The sequence below is a fragment of the Nitratireductor sp. GZWM139 genome, assembly GCF_030068685.1.
GTDB classification, from domain to species: Bacteria; Pseudomonadota; Alphaproteobacteria; order Rhizobiales; family Rhizobiaceae; genus Nitratireductor; species Nitratireductor aquimarinus.
In genome coordinates this window covers 89,104-108,781 of record NZ_JAMQML010000004.1, presented here as the reverse complement: position 1 = coordinate 108,781, position 19,678 = coordinate 89,104, and the positions used below count along the sequence as shown (strand labels likewise).

17 protein-coding genes are annotated in these 19,678 nt (G+C 63.3%); 12 read left to right on the top strand and 5 right to left on the bottom strand.

Annotation, left to right across the window (positions count from 1 at the left end; genetic code table 11):
• From NDI72_RS06235 to NDI72_RS06220, 4 genes are all read left to right on the top strand, one after another.
• Positions 1–657 carry a class I SAM-dependent methyltransferase gene (locus NDI72_RS06235; RefSeq protein WP_283799952.1) on the top strand — a complete coding sequence of 219 codons (657 nt, stop codon included), beginning with the start codon at positions 1–3 and terminating at the stop codon, positions 655–657.
• A 57-nt stretch (positions 658–714) separates the two neighbouring features.
• Complete coding sequence (locus NDI72_RS06230; RefSeq protein WP_206546117.1) at positions 715–1,122, top strand: DUF1761 domain-containing protein; 408 nt, start codon at positions 715–717, stop codon at positions 1,120–1,122.
• 102 nt (positions 1,123–1,224) lie between these two features.
• A complete protein-coding gene (locus tag NDI72_RS06225; RefSeq protein WP_113153272.1) occupies positions 1,225–1,497 on the top strand; it encodes a helix-turn-helix domain-containing protein in 273 nt (90 codons plus the stop codon).
• 70 nt (positions 1,498–1,567) lie between these two features.
• Positions 1,568–3,256: a SulP family inorganic anion transporter gene (locus NDI72_RS06220; protein ID WP_206546116.1), complete on the top strand. Its 1,689-nt coding sequence runs from the start codon at positions 1,568–1,570 to the stop codon at positions 3,254–3,256.
• A gap of 63 nt (positions 3,257–3,319) precedes the next feature.
• Here the strand turns inward: NDI72_RS06220 and NDI72_RS06215 are convergent, their stop codons facing one another.
• The 5 genes from NDI72_RS06215 to NDI72_RS06195 all read right to left on the bottom strand — a co-directional run bounded on the left by NDI72_RS06215 (position 3,320) and on the right by NDI72_RS06195 (position 8,032).
• Complete coding sequence (locus NDI72_RS06215; RefSeq protein WP_162742206.1) at positions 3,320–3,967, bottom strand: septation protein A; 648 nt, start codon at positions 3,965–3,967, stop codon at positions 3,320–3,322.
• A gap of 2 nt (positions 3,968–3,969) precedes the next feature.
• The gene (ftsY, locus tag NDI72_RS06210) at positions 3,970–5,598 is read right to left on the bottom strand and encodes a signal recognition particle-docking protein FtsY (RefSeq protein WP_283799951.1); all 1,629 of its coding nucleotides are present in this window, start codon (positions 5,596–5,598) and stop codon (positions 3,970–3,972) included.
• Positions 5,599–5,603: 5 nt separating this feature from the next.
• Complete coding sequence (gene mtaB, locus NDI72_RS06205; protein ID WP_283799950.1) at positions 5,604–6,887, bottom strand: tRNA (N(6)-L-threonylcarbamoyladenosine(37)-C(2))-methylthiotransferase MtaB; 1,284 nt, start codon at positions 6,885–6,887, stop codon at positions 5,604–5,606.
• A complete protein-coding gene (gene dapF / locus NDI72_RS06200) occupies positions 6,888–7,769 on the bottom strand; it encodes a diaminopimelate epimerase (RefSeq protein WP_283799949.1) in 882 nt (293 codons plus the stop codon). It abuts the gene before it with no gap.
• Positions 7,770–7,870: 101 nt separating this feature from the next.
• The gene (locus NDI72_RS06195; protein WP_009450858.1) at positions 7,871–8,032 is read right to left on the bottom strand and encodes a DUF1328 family protein; all 162 of its coding nucleotides are present in this window, start codon (positions 8,030–8,032) and stop codon (positions 7,871–7,873) included.
• A 317-nt stretch (positions 8,033–8,349) separates the two neighbouring features.
• On the opposite strand from NDI72_RS06195, the gene NDI72_RS06190 reads away from it, so the two are divergent.
• From NDI72_RS06190 to lpdA, 8 genes are all read left to right on the top strand, one after another.
• Positions 8,350–8,871: a protease inhibitor Inh/omp19 family protein gene (locus NDI72_RS06190; RefSeq protein WP_113153277.1), complete on the top strand. Its 522-nt coding sequence runs from the start codon at positions 8,350–8,352 to the stop codon at positions 8,869–8,871.
• Positions 8,872–8,922: 51 nt separating this feature from the next.
• Positions 8,923–10,128 carry a cell division protein ZapE gene (gene zapE / locus NDI72_RS06185; protein ID WP_283799948.1) on the top strand — a complete coding sequence of 402 codons (1,206 nt, stop codon included), beginning with the start codon at positions 8,923–8,925 and terminating at the stop codon, positions 10,126–10,128.
• A 357-nt stretch (positions 10,129–10,485) separates the two neighbouring features.
• Positions 10,486–11,451 carry a malate dehydrogenase gene (mdh, locus tag NDI72_RS06180; RefSeq protein ID WP_113153279.1) on the top strand — a complete coding sequence of 322 codons (966 nt, stop codon included), beginning with the start codon at positions 10,486–10,488 and terminating at the stop codon, positions 11,449–11,451.
• A gap of 14 nt (positions 11,452–11,465) precedes the next feature.
• Positions 11,466–12,662: an ADP-forming succinate--CoA ligase subunit beta gene (gene sucC / locus NDI72_RS06175; RefSeq protein ID WP_206548406.1), complete on the top strand. Its 1,197-nt coding sequence runs from the start codon at positions 11,466–11,468 to the stop codon at positions 12,660–12,662.
• 6 nt (positions 12,663–12,668) lie between these two features.
• Positions 12,669–13,571: a succinate--CoA ligase subunit alpha gene (sucD, locus tag NDI72_RS06170; protein WP_113153281.1), complete on the top strand. Its 903-nt coding sequence runs from the start codon at positions 12,669–12,671 to the stop codon at positions 13,569–13,571.
• A gap of 108 nt (positions 13,572–13,679) precedes the next feature.
• Entirely contained in the window at positions 13,680–16,667 is a 2,988-nt protein-coding gene (locus NDI72_RS06165; protein ID WP_283799947.1) for a 2-oxoglutarate dehydrogenase E1 component, read from the top strand.
• A 21-nt stretch (positions 16,668–16,688) separates the two neighbouring features.
• Positions 16,689–18,221 (top strand): 2-oxoglutarate dehydrogenase complex dihydrolipoyllysine-residue succinyltransferase, encoded by a 1,533-nt coding sequence (gene odhB, locus NDI72_RS06160; protein ID WP_283799946.1) that lies wholly within the window; start codon positions 16,689–16,691, stop codon positions 18,219–18,221.
• 32 nt (positions 18,222–18,253) lie between these two features.
• Complete coding sequence (gene lpdA / locus NDI72_RS06155) at positions 18,254–19,666, top strand: dihydrolipoyl dehydrogenase (RefSeq protein ID WP_283799945.1); 1,413 nt, start codon at positions 18,254–18,256, stop codon at positions 19,664–19,666.
• Positions 19,667–19,678 lie beyond the last annotated feature (12 nt).

Below are 19,678 nucleotides of genomic sequence, written 5' to 3'. Positions count from 1 at the left end.
ATGAGGCGAATCACTGCGGACAATGCGGCGGCGTTCATCCGCGCCAACACGGCGCTGACGCGACCGCCGCATGTGCCCGAGATCGCCCTTCATCTGGCCGACGAGGCGCACGACCTCTGGCAACGCACCGAAGAGGAACTTGCCGAAATCGGTCTGCCGCCGCCCTTCTGGGCCTTTGCCTGGGCGGGCGGACAGGGGCTTGCGCGGTATGTGCTCGACCATCCCGAAACCGTGCGCGACCGCACCGTGCTGGACTTCGCCACCGGCTCGGGACTGGTCGCCATCGCCGCTGCAATGGCGGGCGCCAAACGCGTGACGGCGGCGGATATCGATCCGTTCAGCGCACCGGCCTGCGCGCTGAACATGGCGGAAAACCACGTATTGTTCGAAACCACGCAGGACGATCTCGTCGGACTGACGGACGGATGGGACGTGGTGCTGGCGGGCGACGTTTTCTACGACAGGGCCATGACCGAGACGCTGACGCCATGGTTCGAACGGCTTTCACGGGCCGGCTCCACCGTGATTGTCGGTGATCCCGGCCGCAGCTACCTGCCGCGCGAGCGCCTTTCCGAACTCGCCGTCTACACCGTGCCGGTGACGCGCGCGCTGGAAGATGCCGAAGTGAAACGCACCACAGTCTGGCAATTCACTTGACCACTCCGGGGGGCATGGGTTCAATCCCGGCTCAAGACATCGGAGGAGGAGGACACGATGGATTTTGCGGGGCTCAATTTTCTTGCCATTTTTGTGGCGGCGGTGGCCGCCTGCCTGTTCGGAGCGCTCTATTATCGCGCGCTGGGAACGGCATGGATGAAGGCCGCACGCATCAAGCCCGAAGAGGCAAAGATGACGCCCCCACTCGTCATTGCCGCGTTTGTGGCGGAGCTGATCATGGCGTGGGTGCTGGCCGGCGTGATCGGCCATCTGGGCCTGGGCCAGGTAACATTCTGGAACGGCATTATCTCGGGCGCATTCCTGTGGCTCGGCTTCATGGCGACAACCGTGGTCGTCAACCAGCGCTATCAGGGCTTCGGATGGACGCTGAGCGTGATCGACGCCGGCCACTGGCTGGGCGTTGCGCTGATCATGGGCGGCATTATCGGGTTATCGGGTGCCTAGGGCCAAGGCTCCAAACATCATTAATTGATGTCAGAGCATCAAAAGTGATGTACTAGACATCAATAGTGAAAGATATTATATGCATCCTAAGACGGAGCGCCAATGATTACCGCCGCACAAATGCGCGCCGCCCGCGCCCTTCTGGGCATCGACCAGAAACAGCTGGCCGAGTTAGCGGGCGTTTCCCTGCCCACCATTCAGCGAATGGAGGCCAGCGAAGGCAATGTGCGCGGCGTGGTCGACACGCTGTCCAAGGTGGTCGAGGCGCTGGGCGCCGCCGGCATCGAGCTGATCGGTGACCATGCGCCCAGCCTCGGCACCGGCCGCGGCGTGCGCTTCAGGGAGCCGACCCCGGCAAAGGTGAAATCCGTCTGAGACGAAATGCAACGGCGACCGCCTGCAAGACGCCGACGGCCTTCCGCTGCCGATGGTATGAGGCTTTCCCATGCAGGCGAGCGCCACGCGCCCCGGTTTCACTGCTCTTTTCACGCCCAAACTGCTGACCGTGCTGCGCGAGGGCTATGGCCCTGCCGCGCTCAAGGCCGACATTGTTGCCGGCCTGACGGTTGCGATCATCGCGCTGCCACTGTCGATGGCCATCGCCATCGCTTCGGGCGTGCCGCCGGAGCGCGGGCTCTACACGGCCATTGTCGGCGGCTTTCTGGTTTCAGCGCTTGGCGGCAGCCGGTTTCAGATCGGCGGACCGGCGGGCGCGTTCATCGTGCTCGTTTTCGCAACGGTGCAGGCGCACGGCATAGACGGGCTGATCCTCGCCACCTTCCTCTCCGGCTTCATCCTGCTTGCCATCGGCTTTCTGCGGCTGGGAACCTTCATCAAATACGTGCCCTACCCGGTCACGGTGGGCTTCACCTCCGGCATCGCCGTCATCATCCTGACTAGCCAGCTCAAGGATTTCTTCGGCCTGACGCTGTCGGGCGCGGAGCCCGGGCCTTTCATCCCCAAATTGCAGGCGCTGGCGGAAGCCGCGCCGACGGTGAACGCCGCAGCACTTTTGCTGGCGCTTGGCTCGGTGGCCGTGATCGTCGGGCTGCGCCGCTGGCGGCCGCACTGGCCGGGCTTTCTGATCGCCGTGGTGGCGGCCACGCTGGTCGCCTGGGCGCTGGGTCTGCCGGTGGAAACCATCGGCTCACGGTTCGGCGGCATTCCGCAAATGCTGCCCGCCCCGCATCTGCCGGACCTGAGCACCGAAAAGATCATGGCGGTTCTGCCCGCCGCTTTCTCGTTTGCGCTTCTGGGCGGTATTGAAAGCCTGCTTTCGGCGGTGGTGGCCGATTCCATGACCGGCCGCCGGCACCGCTCCAACAGCGAACTGGTGGCGCAGGGCGCGGCCAATATCGGTTCGGCGCTGTTTGGCGGCTTCTGTGTGACGGGCACCATTGCGCGCACGGCCGCCAATGTGCGGGCCGGCGCACGCGGGCCCGTTTCAGGCATGCTGCATTCGCTGTTTCTTCTGGCGTTCATGCTGGTGGCCGCGCCGCTGGCGCGCTTCATCCCGCTTTCAGCCCTTGCCGCCATTCTGGCCGTTGTGGCGTGGAACATGGCGGAGAAGCACCAGTTTGCAGCACTGCTGCGCTCCTCGTGGGGCGACGCGGTGGTGCTTCTGGTGACGTTCCTGCTGGTGGTGTTCCGCGACCTGACAGAGGGCATTCTGGTGGGCTTCGGCCTCGGCGCGCTGCTCTTTTTGCACCGCATGTCGGAAGCGGTGCGCGTGGAGCATGGCGTTTCATCGCTGAGCGACCAGCCAGACAGCGGCGAAGGCCCCTATTCGGCGGCGAACGCGACGGATGACGATGTGGTCGTCTACCGCATTGCCGGCGCGTTCTTCTTCGGCGCGGCGGCTGCGGTGGGAGCGGCGCTCGACCGGATCGGCGGCCAGCCGAAAGCCTATGTCATCGATATCGGTTCGGTGAGCTTTCTCGATTCCACGGCGGCCGCGACCATTGAAGGTTTCGTGCGCAAGGCGCGCCAGCAGGGAACCAATGTCTATCTCGCGGGAGCGAGCCAGCCGGTGCGCAAATTGCTGCGCACCCACGGGATGCGGCCACCCGCACTCCGGTTCTACAGCCGGCTGGACGACGCCATCAGCGCCGCAAGGCGGGATGCCGCCGGCTAGAGCGCCGTGCGTCCATTCGGACGCACAAAGGACGCTCTAACCTGTTGAATCTGCGCATCGTGCTTACTTGGTGGGCTCTTCCAGCGAGTGCTTCATGATGAGCGGCATCTGGCTCATCGTGAAGAGAATGGTGATCGGCATGATGCCCCACACCTTGAAGGCGACCCAGGTGTCGGTGGAGAACATCCGCCACACCACTTCGTTGACCACCGCCAGGAAGATGAAGAACAGGCCCCAGCGCAGGGTGAGCTTGCGCCAGCCTTCCGCATCCAGCTTGAAAGCGGAATCGAACACATAGCCGAGCAGCGACTTGCCGAAGGCGAGACCGCCCAGAAGCACCACGCCGAACAGCGTGTTGACGATGGTCGGCTTCATCTTGATGAAGATTTCGCTGTGCAGGTAGAGCGTCAGCGCGCCGAACACGAACACCACAACGCCCGAAACGAGCGGCATGATGGGAAGGGTGCGCGTGAGGACCCACGAAACGGCGAGCGCAATGGCCGTGGCGGCCATGAAGAGCGCGGTTGCAACGAACAACGGGCCACCGAGCTCCGCCAGCGCGGGAAAGCGCCCGACCAGCCACTCGCCGCGCGAATTGGCGAAGAAGAACACCATGAGCGGCCCCAGTTCCAGCGCCAGCTTGAGGATCGGGTTGATCTCCTTGCGCTTGGGATCGGCGGGGTCGCGTTCAAAGATGTGTTTCTCGCTCACGCTTATGCAACTCCTGCAATCGCCTTGGCGAAATCACTCGCCGAGAAGGGTTCGAGATCGTCGACCTGCTCGCCGACGCCGATGAAATAGACCGGCAGCTTGTGCTTGGCGGCGATGGAAACAAGGATACCGCCGCGCGCCGTGCCGTCGAGCTTGGTCATGACCAGACCGTTCACGCCCGCAACATTGCGGAAGATTTCGACCTGATTAAGGGCGTTCTGCCCGGTGGTCGCGTCGACCGTCTGAAGGACGGTGTGCGGCGCATCGGGATCATGCTTGCCGAGCACGCGCACGATCTTCTCAAGCTCCGCCATCAGCTCCGCCTTGTTCTGAAGACGGCCGGCGGTGTCGATGATCAGCACGTCGGAGCCGGCTTCCTTCGCCTTTTCATAGGCATCGAAGGCAAGCCCCGCCGCATCCGCGCCGAGTTTTGAGGAAACGACCGGCGAGCCGGTGCGTTCGCCCCAGATCTTGAGCTGCTCGATGGCGGCGGCGCGGAACGTGTCGCCAGCGCCCAGCGTGACCTTGAGCCCGCCCTCGGTGAGCTTTGCGGCCAGCTTGCCGATGGTGGTCGTCTTGCCGGTGCCGTTGACGCCAACCACGAGAATGACATGCGGTTTGTGCGAGAGGTCGAGTTCGAGCGGCATGGCGACCGGCGCCAGGACCTTCTCGATTTCCTCGGCCATGACGGCCTGCACTTCCTCGCCCGACACATCCTTGCCGTAGCGGCCCGACGCCAGCGCATCGGTCACGCGCATGGCGGTCTCAAGGCCGAGGTCGGCGCGCAGCAGAACGTCTTCGAGATCCTGAAGCGTGTCTTCGTCCAGCTTGCGCTTGGTGAAGACGCCGGCAATGGAATCGCGCAGCTCGCGCGACGAGCGCGACAGCCCCTCGCGCAGACGCTGGAACCATGGCTTGCGCGGCTGCGGCGTTTCCTGTTCGGGAGCCTTCTCTTCCACGCGCTCGACGGCTTTGGAGACGGCGACCTTGCCGGCGGCAGCGGCTTGCGCGGCATCAGGTGACGGCGTGATGTCGTCAACGTCGCGCTGCCCCTCATCCTCACCTTCTCCCCGCCCCTTCGACGGGCTCAGGAGGGGAGAAGGAGTCGCGGGCGCTGCGTCCGGTTCTTCGGCCTTCGGTTCCAGAGCTTCGTCGGCAACGGTCTTTTCCGTGACCTCAATAACGGGCTCCGCTTCCTTCTCTCCGCCAGCGGGGAGAAGGTGGTCCGCAGGACCGGATGAGGGGCGGGCGTCATCGGTCGAGGGTGTCGGCGCGGCTTCGGCGGCAGGCTTGATGTCGTCGGCGTCGCGCTGCCCCTCATCCTCACCTTCTCCCCGTCCCTTCGACGGGCTCAGGAGGGGAGAAGGGGTCGCAGGCGCTGCGTCCGGTTCTTCGACCTCTGGCTCTGGCTCTGGCTCTGGCTCTGGCTCTGGCTCTGGCTCTGGAACGATTTCGGGAGCACGCTGCTCTTCCGTCAAGGGTTCGGACGGTTCGGAAGCCGGTGCGGCGTCAGCCGGTTGCGCCGCAGCGGCGGCGTCCGGCGTTTCGGTCTCGGTGACCTCTTCGGGTGGTGTCTCCCCGGCCTCTTTCTTGCCGAACGAGAAGACCTTCTTGATAAATCCGAATGCCATGCCTGCTACGCCGCTTCCTGTGTGACAGCGACCGCAGTGAGCCGCTCCCCGTCGTGGCCGGTGATCCGCGCCTCGACAATCTGCCCCGGCTGACCGCCTTCAAGCGCGGCCAGCGTGAAACCCTCTGTGCGGCCAAGCCCTGGCCGCTCGATCAAAATGCGCTGACGGGTGCCGTCAAGCGATGCAAGATGCCGCGCATAGGCGGCGTCGCCCACGGCGCGCAGACGCGCGGCGCGCTCCTTCACCAGCGCGCGGTCGAGCTGCGGCATGCGCGCTGCCGGCGTGCCCTCGCGCGGGCTGAAGGGGAACACGTGGAGATGCGTGAGACCGCATTCCTCGACGATCTTCAGCGAATTCTCAAACATCGCGTCGGTCTCGGTCGGGAAACCGGCAATGATGTCTGCGCCGAACACGGCGTCGGGCCGGAGCGTGCGCACACGCTCGCAAAATGCGATCGCGTCGGCGCGCAGGTGGCGGCGCTTCATGCGCTTCAGGATCATGTCGTCGCCATGCTGAAGCGAAAGGTGGAGATGCGGCATCAGCCGTTCCTCTTCCGCCAGGGCGCGCATCAGCTCGTCATCCGCCTCGATGGAATCGATGGAGGAGAGACGCAGGCGCTCAAGCTCCGGCACTTCACGCAGAAGCGTGGAGACAAGCCGCCCGAGGCGCGGGCTGCCCGGCAGATCGGCCCCGAAACTGGTCAGGTCCACGCCGGTGAGCACCACTTCGCCATAGCCATTGCCGACAAGCTGGCGCACCTGATCGACCACCGCGCCCATGGGCACCGAGCGGGAATTGCCCCGGCCATAGGGAATGATGCAGAAGGTGCAGCGGTGATCGCAGCCATTCTGCACCTGAACGAAGGCGCGGGCGCGGCCCTCGATGGATTCGACCATGTGCGAGGCGGTCTCGCGCACTTCCATGATGTCGTTGACGCGAACCTTCTCGAACTGGTTCACGCCGAAATCCGGCAGGGCGCGGTAATTGTGGGCCTTGAGCTTTTCCTCGTTGCCGAGAACGAGATCGACCTCATCCATGGCGTCGAAGGTGCCCGGCTCCGTCTGTGCGGCGCAGCCGGTGACGATGATGCGGGCATCGGGGTTTTCACGCCGCGCCTTGCGGATCGCCTGGCGGGCCTGACGCACCGCCTCGCCGGTCACGGCGCAGGTGTTGATGACGACCGCGCCGCCCGCCAGCTCCTCAAGCCCGGCGTCTTTCGCCTCGCGCTTGATGACCTCGGACTCGTAGGCGTTCAGCCGGCACCCGAATGTCAGAACATCCACCGCCATTCAGGCTGCTCCCTCGGTCTCGCGCTCCCAGGCCCCGGTGGCGGGGTCGAAACGGCCGGAGAATTCCCATTCGGCGGGGCCGGTCATGATGACGTGATCGTCTTCGCGCCACAGAATATCGAGCGGCCCGCCCGGCACGGTGACGGTGACATGGCGACCGGTGCGTCCGGTGCGCGCGGCGGACACGGCGGCAGCGCAGGCGGCCGAGCCGCAGGCGCGCGTAAGCCCTGCGCCCCGCTCCCAGGTGCGCAGCGTCAGCGCGTCATCGGCGGTGACCTGAGCGATGGAGATGTTGGCGCGCTCCGGGAAGATCGGGTGATTTTCAAGAAGCGGACCGAAGCGCGGCAGGTCGTAATCACTGACATCGCCCTCGACCCAGAAGATCGCATGGGGGTTACCCATGGAGGCGACGGAGGGCGAATGCAGCACCGGCGCATCGATGGGACCGACCTGCAGCTCGATCATGCGCGTGTCGCGAAACTCTTCGGCGAGCGGAATGTCCTGCCAGCCGAAGCGCGGCTTGCCCATGTCGACCGAGATCAGGCCGTCCTCATGTTCCTCGGCGTTGAGGATGCCGGCAACGGTCTGGAAGGTGAAGACCTTCTGTCCCGTTTCGGCGGCGAGCGCCTGCACGACACAGCGTGTGCCATTGCCGCAGGCCTGCGCCTGAGTGCCGTCGGAATTGAGAATTTCGATGTAATTGTGCGTGCCGGCGACGCGCGGATCATGGATGGCCATGATCTGGTCGAACCGGGTCGCGGGATCGGCGTTGAGGGCGCGGGCGGCCTCGGGCGAAACCCTGTCCGCGCGCCCGCGCATGTCGGCAACGATGATTGCGTTGCCGAGGCCGTTCATCTTCGCGAATGCTGCCTCAAGCGCCATAGTGGCTCCAAAACCCTGTGTCTCAGGCGCCTATATGGCTGATGACAGGCAAAATTACCAGACAAACGGCCCATCATTCGGCCCATCAATCGCACGCGGCGTCAGGCTATGACGACAATGCCCAACACGGCGAGAAGGAAGAGGATCAGCACCACGGCGATCAAGAGTTTTGCGCCGGTCATGGCCGCGCCCGCCAGGCTGTTCATGCCCAGCAGACCCGCGACGGCGGCAACGATCAAGAGAATGAGAATCCATTTCAGCATTTTCGGCCCTCCTTTTGCAGCGCCGGGCGGCCGCTTTTCTTCATGCGACACCCGGCCTTCTGGCATGGTGACCGGCATGCAAAACGCTCCAGCGCCTGTTGAGCTGCATCAACGCGGGAGGGCCGGGCTGGTTCCCAGAGGGGTGAAAGAGGCCCGCGGATACTGTTGCCAATAAGAAACAGTTACAAACAGACATGCTCGAAACCGGTTCTTAACCATGGGTGGGCTGTTATAATCGCCAAACTTTGCCACGATCGGGCATTTAGATGGAACCGGTGTGGATGCTCGTGCATTGGTCGCGCAAACGGAGAAACGGAATGCCGCATAACAAAACCGCAATTCTGGCAGTATCGCTGATGGCGCTGGCGCTTGCCGGCTGTCAGAGCGACCGCTTCTCATCCATGAACAGCCCCGCGCCGCAGCCGCTGCCGTCCGCACCGTCCGGCGTCGTGACGTCGAACCAGCTGCCGCCGCCCTCCGCCACGCAGACGGATCCGTCGCAGTTCCCCGAAGCGCCGCAGCAGACGCAGATGGCCGCGATCGACCCGAACACGGCCGCGGAAGTTTCCACCGGCAGCGTTGCCGGCGTGTGGAGCGTCAATGTGGCCGGCCAGTCCTGCCGCGTGGCCACGCCGCAGACCAAGTTCGGCGCCGGCTACCGCGCCGGCCCGCTGCGCTGCCCCGCACCGATGGACGGTGTGAAATCGTGGAATGTCGAGGGCAAGCAGCTCGCTTTCTACGACGCCAATGGCAGCGTGCTGGCAACGCTCTATTCGTCGGGCGCAGGCCGTTTCGATGGTCAGACCAGCAACGGTCAGCCGATTTCGCTGTCGCGCTAAAGCAAGACCGCCAACACATTTCGGCCGAAAGGCCAAGCTTGAAAGTCTGACATGACATTGCGTGACGGTCTCGTGACCCATCCCTCCGTCACAAAGCGCTACGACCATCTGGTCGAGACCGGTGCGATTGCGCGCGACCCCGTGCAGGAAAAGATCGCGGCGGCGCTCGACCAGCTGATCGGCGAAATCAGCGACAAAAGACTGGCGCGCAAATCGAGCGCGCTTGGCTGGCTGTTCGCCAAACGCCGCAAGGTGCAGGAGCCCGTGCGCGGGCTCTATGTCTATGGCGGCGTCGGGCGCGGCAAGACCATGCTCATGGACCTTTTCCATGAACTCGTGCCCGTGGAACACAAGCGACGCGCGCATTTCAACGATTTCATGGCCGACGTGCATGACCGCATCGGCCGGCACCGCGAGGCGCTGAAGGCCGGCGAGACGCAGGAAACGGATCCCATCCCGCCCGTTGCGGCCGCCCTTGCGAAGGAAGCATGGGTGCTGTGCTTCGACGAATTCACGGTGACCGACATTGCCGACGCGATGATCCTGTCGCGGCTTTTCTCGGCGCTGTTCGAACGCGGCGTGGTGCTGGTCGCGACTTCCAATGTCGCACCTGACAACCTCTATCGCGACGGGCTCAACCGTGGCCTTTTCCTGCCCTTCATTGGCATTCTCAAGGATCACACCCGCGTCCTGGAACTCGACATCGATACCGATTACCGGATGCAGAAGCTGAACCGCATTCCCGTCTACATGACGCCCGACGACGCGGCGGCCCGGGAGCAGATGGATGAAGCCTGGAACACGGTGGTGGACGGGCAGCCCGTCGAGCCGGCGACGCTGACGGTGAAGGGACGCGCGGTGGCGGTGCCGCAGGCTTCCGGATCGGCAGCGCGCTTTGCCTTTGCCGATCTCTGCGAAAAGCCGCTGGGCGCGCGCGACTATCTGGCCATTGCCGGGGCGTTCGACACGGTCTTCATCGACAATGTGCCGACCATGGACATGAAGCGCCGCAACGAGGCCAAGCGCTTCATCCTGCTGATCGACACGCTCTATGACGCCGAAGCGCGGCTCTTTGTCTCTGCCCAAGCCGCACCGGAGGCTCTATATACGGCTAGCAACGGCACGGAAGCCTTCGAGTTCGACCGCACGGCCTCGCGCCTGATCGAAATGCAGAGCCGGGACTGGCTTGAGCGGACCACCGCGAAAAGCCGTGACCGGACTGAGACGGACGACGATCAGGCCGGAAAGAAAGACTGACGACCGGTCAGCGCGAAAAAGCAGCCAGAAGATCGGCCAGAACACCGGAGAGTCTGCAGATATGCACATTAATCGGGCAAAATTTTTACGTTTACGTAACTCCCAAACTGTCTAAACGATTGAAATTTCTGGCCGTGTAAGAACCGGTTGAATTTTCCTGCCAGTATGCTTATTCCAGAGAGGCTTACAGAGCGGGCCACGCCACGAATTTGCCGCGCCTTTGAACAAAGGTCCGTGGCGGGACGTAGGCCCGAATGCATCGGTGTGACACGGCACAGGCAAAACGCGACGCGCGCATTTTCTCTTTAGACAAATCTCACCACCTATCCTTTCGACACAAGGGGGAATTCTATCCACATGGCACGCGACAAGATCGCTCTAATCGGCTCCGGCATGATCGGTGGAACGCTCGCACATCTGGCGGGCTTGAAAGAACTGGGCGACGTTGTCCTGTTCGACATTGCCGAGGGCATTCCCCAGGGCAAGGGACTGGACATCGCCGAGTCGGCTCCGGTCGAAGGCTTTGACGCAAAGATGGTTGGCGCCAACGACTATTCCGCCATTGAAGGCGCGGATGTCTGCATCGTCACCGCCGGCGTCGCCCGCAAGCCGGGCATGAGCCGCGATGACCTTCTGGGCATCAACCTCAAGGTCATGGAGCAGGTTGGCGCGGGCATCAAGAAATACGCCCCCAACGCTTTCGTGATCTGCATCACCAACCCGCTCGACGCCATGGTCTGGGCGCTGCAGAAGTTCTCCGGCCTGCCGAAGAGCCACGTGGTCGGCATGGCCGGCGTGCTGGACTCGGCCCGTTTCCGCCACTTCCTGTCGGAAGAGTTCAAGGTCTCCGTCGAAGACGTGACGGCCTTCGTGCTGGGCGGACACGGCGATTCGATGGTTCCGCTGACGCGCTACTCCACCGTTGCCGGCATCCCGATCCCGGATCTGGTGAAGATGGGCTGGACCTCCAACGAAAAGATCGACCAGATCGTACAGCGCACCCGTGACGGCGGCGCAGAGATCGTCGGCCTGCTGAAGACCGGCTCCGCCTATTACGCTCCGGCTTCCTCGGCAATTCTCATGGCCGAGAGCTACCTGAAGGACAAGAAGCGCGTCCTGCCCTGCGCAGCGCATCTTGCCGGCCAGTATGGCGTCAAGGACATGTATGTCGGTGTTCCGACGGTGATCGGCGCCGGCGGCGTCGAGCGCGTCATCGAGATCGACCTGAACAAGAACGAGCAGAAGATGTTCGACCAGTCCGTCGAGGCCGTCGCCGGTCTTTGCGAGGCCTGCGCCAACATCGCGCCCAACCTGAAAAAGTAGGAGTAGGCCGCGCCATGAACATTCACGAGTATCAAGCCAAGCAGCTTCTGAAGAGCTATGGCGCACCGGTGGCCGATGGCGTGCCGGTGTTCGAGAAGGGCGAAGCCGAAGCTGCTGCAAAGCAGCTTCCCGGTCCGCTCTATGTGGTGAAGAGCCAGATCCACGCCGGTGGACGCGGCAAGGGCAAGTTCACCGAACTCGGCGCTGACGCAAAGGGCGGCGTGCGCCTTGCGAAGAGCGTCGAGGAAGTTGTCGCTCACACCAACGAGATGCTGGGCAACACGCTCGTCACCAAGCAGACCGGCCCGGCCGGCAAGCAGGTGAACCGCCTCTACATCGAGGACGGTGCGGACATCGACCGCGAGCTCTACCTCTCGATCCTCATCGACCGCACGGTCGGCCGTCCGGCTTTCGTCGTTTCGACGGAAGGCGGCATGGACATCGAGGCCGTTGCAGAAGAGACGCCTGAGAAGATCCTCACGCTCCCCATCGACCCGGATACGGGCGTGACGGCTGACGACGTGAAGAAGCTCAACGAGGCGCTGAAGCTCGAGGGCGACGCGGCGAAGGACGGCGAGACGCTGTTCCCGATCCTCTACAAGGCGTTCACCGAGAAGGACATGAGCCTTCTGGAAGTGAACCCGCTGATCGTCATGGACAATGGCCGTCTGCGCGTTCTCGACGCCAAGGTCTCCTTCGACGGCAACGCGCTGTTCCGTCACGAGGACGTGGTTGCCCTGCGCGACACGACCGAGGAAGACGCGAAGGAAATCGAGGCTTCGAAATACGACCTCGCCTATGTGGCGCTGGACGGCAATATCGGCTGCATGGTCAACGGCGCCGGTCTTGCGATGGCCACGATGGACATCATCAAGCTCTACGGAGCCGAGCCTGCCAACTTCCTCGACGTTGGTGGCGGCGCCACCAAGGAGAAGGTGACGGCAGCGTTCAAGATCATCACCGCCGATCCGGCAGTGGAAGGCATTCTGGTCAACATCTTCGGCGGCATCATGCGCTGCGACGTCATCGCTGAAGGCGTTGTCGCTGCCGTCAAGGAAGTGGGTCTGAAGGTTCCGCTGGTGGTTCGCCTCGAAGGCACCAATGTCGATCTTGGCAAGAAGATCATCAACGAAAGCGGTCTCAACGTGATCGCCGCCGATGATCTCGACGACGCCGCCAAGAAGATCGTTGCAGCCGTTAAGGGAAGCTGAGCCAAGATGTCCATTCTCGTCAACAAAGACACCAAGGTCCTGGTGCAGGGCCTGACCGGCAAGACCGGCACCTTCCACACCGAACAGGCGCTCGCCTATCACGGCACGCAGATGGTCGGCGGCATTCACCCCAAGAAGGGCGGCTCCACCTGGACCGGCCAGGGCGGTGAAGAGCTCCCGATCTTCGCATCCGTTGCCGAAGGCAAGGACAAGACCGGCGCAAACGCGTCCGTGATCTACGTTCCGCCGGCAGGCGCAGGCGCGGCCATCATCGAGGCCATCGAGGCGGAAATCCCGCTCATCGTCTGCATCACGGAAGGCATTCCGGTGATGGACATGGTCCATGTGAAGGCGAAGCTCGAGAAGTCCAACTCGCGCCTGATCGGCCCGAACTGCCCCGGCGTCCTGACGCCGAACGAGTGCAAGATCGGCATCATGCCGGGCAACATCTTCCAGAAGGGTTCCGTTGGCGTCGTGTCGCGCTCGGGCACGCTCACCTATGAGGCCGTGTTCCAGACGACCAATGCCGGCCTCGGCCAGACGACGGCCGTTGGCATCGGCGGCGACCCGGTGAAGGGCACCGAGTTCATCGACGTGCTGGAGATGTTCCTTGCCGACGACGCGACCGAATCCATCATCATGATCGGTGAGATCGGCGGTTCGGCAGAAGAAGAAGCAGCCCAGTTCCTGCGCGACGAGGCCAAGAAGGGCCGCAAGAAGCCGATGGCCGGCTTCATCGCGGGCCGTACGGCTCCTCCCGGACGCACCATGGGCCACGCAGGCGCCGTGATTTCCGGCGGCAAGGGTGGCGCAGAAGACAAGATTGCAGCGATGGAAGCTGCTGGCATCAAGGTATCGCCCTCCCCGGCGCGCCTTGGCCAGACGCTCGTCGAAGCGATCAAGGGTTGAGGACGATCAATCCCGGCTTGCCACACAAGTGGCAGCCGGGAACAATGTGACTGTCCGGCTTTTATTGCCGGCGACCAAGGAGCCGGAACCGTCGTTCCGGGAAGTGATATGGCACGGCAAGATCAGGCCAACGACCAAATGTCGCTCACCTCGTTCCTGTATGGCGGCAACGCTGCCTACATCGAGGAGCTTTACGCCAGCTATCAGGACAATCCAGCCTCGGTCAGCGAGGACTGGCGGGACTTCTTCGGCGCGCTCAAGGACGACGCAGCCGATGTGAAGAAGAACGCCGCCGGCGCGTCCTGGAAGAAGAAGGGCTGGCCGCAGGCCGCCAATGGCGAACTCGTCTCGGCGCTTGATGGCGACTGGGGCGCGGTCGAAAAACACTTCGACGGCAAAATCAAGGACAAGGCTGCGAAGGCCGGGGCCAAGCTCTCTCCCGAAGAGACGCTGCAGGCGACCCGCGATTCCGTGCGCGCCATCATGATGATCCGCGCCTATCGCATGCGCGGCCATCTGCATGCCGATCTCGACCCGCTTGGCATTGCCAAGCCGCTGGAAGATTACAACGAGCTGTCGCCAGAGGCCTATGGCTTCACCGAGGCAGACTACGACCGTCCGATCTTTATAGACCATGTGCTTGGTCTGGAGACGGCGACCATCCGCGAGATGCTCGACATCCTCAAGCGGACCTATTGCTCGACGCTGGGCGTCGAGTTCATGCACATCTCCAACCCCGCCGAAAAAGCCTGGATTCAGGAGCGCATAGAGGGTCCGGACAAGGGCGTCGAATTCACCGCCAACGGCAAGAAGGCGATCCTGCAGAAGCTGATCGAGGCCGAAGGCTTCGAGCAGTTCATCGACGTCAAGTACAAGGGCACCAAGCGCTTTGGCCTCGACGGCGGTGAAGCGCTGATCCCTGCGCTCGAGCAGATCATCAAGCGCGGCGGCCAGATGGGCCTGAAGGAAATCGTTCTCGGCATGGCCCACCGTGGCCGCCTGAACGTGCTCGCACAGGTCATGGAAAAGCCGCACCGCGCCATCTTCCACGAGTTCAAGGGCGGCTCCTTCGCACCTGACGACGTGGAAGGTTCGGGCGATGTGAAGTACCATCTCGGCGCTTCCTCCGACCGTGCGTTCGACGGCAACAATGTTCACCTGTCGCTGACCGCCAACCCGTCTCACCTGGAAATCGTGAACCCTGTGGTGATGGGCAAGGCCCGCGCCAAGCAGGATCAGGTGTTTGGCCGCAAGCGCGAAGAGATCGTGCCGCCGGAAGAGCGCGCGCGCGTCATGCCGCTGCTCCTGCACGGCGACGCCGCCTTTGCCGGCCAGGGTGTGGTGGCGGAGTGTTTCGGTCTTTCGGGCCTTCGCGGACACCGCGTTGCGGGCACCGTGCACTTCATCATCAACAACCAGATCGGCTTCACGACCAATCCGCGCTTCTCGCGCTCCTCGCCCTATCCTTCGGATGTGGCGAAGATGATCGAAGCGCCGATCTTCCACGTGAACGGCGACGACCCGGAAGCGGTGGTCTATGCGGCAAAGGTTGCGACCGAATTCCGCATGACCTTCCACAAGCCGGTGGTCATCGACATGTTCTGCTACCGCCGCTACGGCCACAATGAGGGCGACGAGCCGGCGTTCACGCAGCCGCTGATGTACAGCAACATCCGCAAGCACCCCACGACCAGCGAAATCTACGCGAAGAAGATGCTGGCCGAAGGCCTCGTTACCGAAGCCGACATCGAAGAGATGCGTGCTGGATGGCGCTCGAACCTGGAGACGGAGTTCGATGCGGGCCAGGCCTACAAGCCGAACAAGGCCGACTGGCTGGACGGCGTGTGGTCGGGTCTGAAGAAGGCCGACCATGCGGACGAGCAGCGCCGGGGCAAGACCGCCGTGCCGGTGAAGACGCTGAAGGAGATCGGCAAGAAGCTGACCGAAGTGCCGGAGGACTTTGAAGCCCACCGCACGATCCAGCGCTTCATGAAGAACCGCAAGGGCATGATCGACGAGGGCGCGGGCATCGACTGGGCGACGGCCGAGGCGCTTGCCTTCGGCTCGATCCTGCTCGAAGGCAACCCGGTTCGCCTTTCCGGTCAGGACTCCGAGCGCGGCACCTTCTCGCAGCGCCACTCGGTGCTTTACGACCAGCGCGACGAGAACCGCTACATCCCGCTCAACAATATGGGACCGCAGCAGGCCTATTACGAAGTCATCAACTCGATGCTTTCGGAAGAAGCCGTGCTCGGCTTCGAATATGGCTTCTCGCTTGCAGAACCGCGGGCGCTGACGCTGTGGGAAGCCCAGTTCGGCGACTTCGCCAACGGCGCGCAGGTGGTGTTCGACCAGTTCATCTCGTCTGGTGAGCGCAAGTGGCTGCGCATGTCGGGTCTCGTGTGCCTGCTGCCGCACGGCTATGAGGGCCAGGGTCCGGAGCACTCCTCCGCCCGCCTCGAACGCTGGCTGCAGATGTGCGCCGAGGACAACATGCAGGTCGCATACTGCTCGACGCCGGCAAACTACTTCCACATCCTGCGCCGTCAGCTGAAGCGTGACTTCCGCAAGCCGCTGATCCTGATGACGCCGAAGTCGCTGCTGCGCCACAAGCGCTGCGTCTCGACGCTGGCCGAACTCTCCGGCGAGAGCGCGTTCCACCGTCTGCTGTGGGACGATGCGGAGCATCAGGATGCGAACGGCGTCAAGCTGGTGAAGGATTCGAAGATCCGCCGCGTCGTGCTGTGCACGGGCAAGGTCTATTACGACCTCTATGAAGAGCGCGAGAAGCGCGGGCTGGACGATGTCTACCTGCTGCGCGTCGAGCAGCTCTACCCGTTCCCGGCCAAGGCTCTGATCAACGAGCTTTCGCGCTTCAAGAACGCGGAAATGGTGTGGTGTCAGGAAGAGCCCAAGAACATGGGCGCCTGGTCCTTCATCGAGCCGTATCTTGAGTGGGTTCTGCAGCACATCGAGGCAAAGAACACCCGCGTTCGCTACACGGGCCGTCCGGCCGCCGCATCGCCGGCGACGGGCCTCATGTCGAAACACCTGGCGCAGCTCGAGGCATTCCTCGAAGATGCGCTTGGCGAATAGCAAGCGACGGAGAAAAACCACATGGCGACCGAGATTCGGGTTCCCACACTGGGCGAGTCCGTAACCGAGGCAACCATCGCCCGCTGGATGAAATCGGTGGGCGACACCATCGCCACCGATGAAGCGATCGTCGAACTGGAAACCGACAAGGTTTCCATCGAGGTGCCGGCTCCCGCAGCCGGCACGCTTGACGAGATCGTGGTCAAGGAAGGCGAAACCGTCGAAGTCGGCGCACTGCTCGGCATGATTGCCGCAGGCGGTAGCGCCAGCAAAGCAAAAGCAGAAACCAAACAGTCCGGCGAAGCTTCGTCCGGCAGCTCTGAAAATCAGGAGGCAACCATGGCCGGCGGAAAAATCGTCGAGGTGAATGTTCCATCGGCGGGCGAGTCCGTCACCGAGGCCGAGGTCGGCGAGATCTTCAAGAAGGTCGGCGACGCGGTGAAGACCGACGAAGCGCTTCTCGAACTCGAGACCGACAAGGCAGCACAGGAAGTGATGTCTCCGGTCGACGGCGTGATCACCGAAATGGTGGTTACCACGGGTGATGAAGTTGCAGTCGGCGCACTGCTGCTGCGCATCGAGCAGGGCGCAACCGCTTCTGCCGCCGCTCCCAAGGCCGACAAGCCGGCCGAGGCGCCTGCTGCGAAGAAGGACGAAGACGGCGGCCGCCCGGCAGCACCTTCGGCCCAGAAGATGATGACCGAAAAGGGCATCAAGGCTTCCGACGTTGCCGGCTCCGGCAAGGGTGGCCAGGTGCTCAAGGGCGACGTGATCGCCGCCATTGAAGGCGGATCGTCCAGCGCCCGCACCGAAGCGCCGAAGGCAGCCCGCCCGGCCTCCCCGGCCGAGGACGAGGTTCGCGAAGAGCGCGTGAAGATGACGCGTCTGCGCCAGACCATTGCGCGCCGCCTGAAGGACGCGCAGGACTCAGCCGCCATGCTGACCACCTTCAACGAGGTGGACATGACGGCCGTGATGGAGCTGCGCAAGAAGTACAAGGAGCTCTTCGAGAAGAAGCACGGCGTCAAGCTTGGCTTCATGGGCTTCTTCACCAAGGCGGTGACCCATGCGCTGAAGGAAATCCCGGCCGTTAACGCCGAGATCGACGGCACGGACATCATCTACAAGAACTTCTGCCATATCGGCGTTGCCGTCGGCACCGACCGCGGCCTCGTCGTGCCGGTGGTGCGCGATGCCGACCAGATGTCGATTGCCGAGGTGGAGAAGGAAATCGGTCGTCTGGGTCTCGCTGCCCGCGACGGCAAGCTTTCCATGGCCGACATGCAGGGCGGCACCTTCACCATCTCCAATGGCGGTGTGTACGGCTCGCTGATGTCGACCCCGATCCTGAACGCCCCGCAGTCGGGTATTCTGGGCATGCACAAGATCCAGGAGCGGCCGATGGTGGTCGGCGGCCAGATCGTCGTCCGTCCGATGATGTATCTCGCCCTCTCCTACGATCACCGCATCGTGGACGGCAAGGAAGCCGTGACCTTCCTCGTGCGCATCAAGGACGTGCTTGAGGATCCCGAGCGTCTGGTTCTCGACCTCTAGGCGATCACCGAGCAGAAAAAGGCAAAAGACCCATGTCCAACACCTATGATCTCGTCGTGATCGGCACCGGCCCCGGCGGCTATGTCTGCGCCATCAAGGCGGCGCAGCTTGGCCTCAAGACGGCCGTGGTCGAGAAGCTGCCCACCCATGGCGGCACCTGCGTCAATGTGGGCTGCATCCCTTCCAAGGCGCTGCTGCACGCCACGGAGCTGTTCGAGGAGGCAGGACATGGTCTTGCCGATCTCGGCGTCGAGGTGAGCAAGCCGAAGCTCAATCTCAAGAAGATGATGGAGCACCGCGTCAAGACAGTCGAGCAGAACACCAAGGGTCTCGACTTCCTGATGAAGAAGAACAAGATCGACATCTTTCGCGGCTTCGGAAGCATTGCCGGCAAAGGCAAGGTGACCGTGAAGGCCGATGACGGCAAGGAAGAGACCGTGGAGGCGAAGAACATCGTCATCGCCACGGGCTCGGCCGTGGCCGGCATTCCGGGCGTCGACGTGACGTTCGACGAGAAGGTGATCGTCTCCTCCACCGGCGCGCTGGAACTCTCCAAGGTGCCGGAGCGCATGATCGTTGTCGGCGGCGGCGTGATCGGTCTCGAGCTTGGCTCCGTCTGGGCGCGTCTGGGCGCCAAGGTGACGGTGGTCGAGTATCTCGACACGATCCTCGGCGGCATGGACGGCGAAGTGGCCAAACAGTTCCAGCGCATGCTGGGCAAGCAGGGCTTCGAGTTCAAGCTCGGCGCGAAGGTCACGGATGTGGCCAAGGCCGGCAAGGGCGCGAAGGTGACCTTCGAGCCGGCAAAGGGCGGCGACGCCGAAACGCTGGAAGCCGACGTCGTTCTGGTGGCGACGGGCCGCAAGCCCTACACCGATGGTCTCGGCCTCGACACGGTTGGCATCGAGCTCGATGAGCGCGGCCGCGTGAAGACCGATGGTCACTTCCGCACCAATGTGGAGGGCGTCTACGCCATCGGCGACGTGATTGCCGGACCGATGCTTGCGCACAAGGCCGAGGATGAAGGCGTTGCCGTGGCCGAGATCCTGGCGGGTCAGGCCGGACACGTGAACTATGACGTGATCCCCGGCGTGGTCTACACGAGCCCTGAAGTCGCTTCCGTCGGCAAGACCGAGGAAGAGCTGAAGAAGGCTGGCGTGGAATACAACGCCGGCAAATTCCCCTTCTCGGCCAATGGACGCGCGCGCTCCATGCTGAAGACGGACGGCTTCGTGAAGGTGCTTGCCGACAAGAAGACGGACCGTGTTCTGGGTGTTCACATCGTCGGCTTTGGTGCTGGCGAAATGATCCACGAGGCTGCTGTTCTCATGGAGTTCGGTGGTTCCTCGGAAGACCTGGCGCGCACCTGCCACGCCCACCCGACCATGTCGGAAACGGTCAAGGAAGCGGCTCTCGCGACCTTCGCCAAGCCGATCCACATGTGATCCGATCCCGCG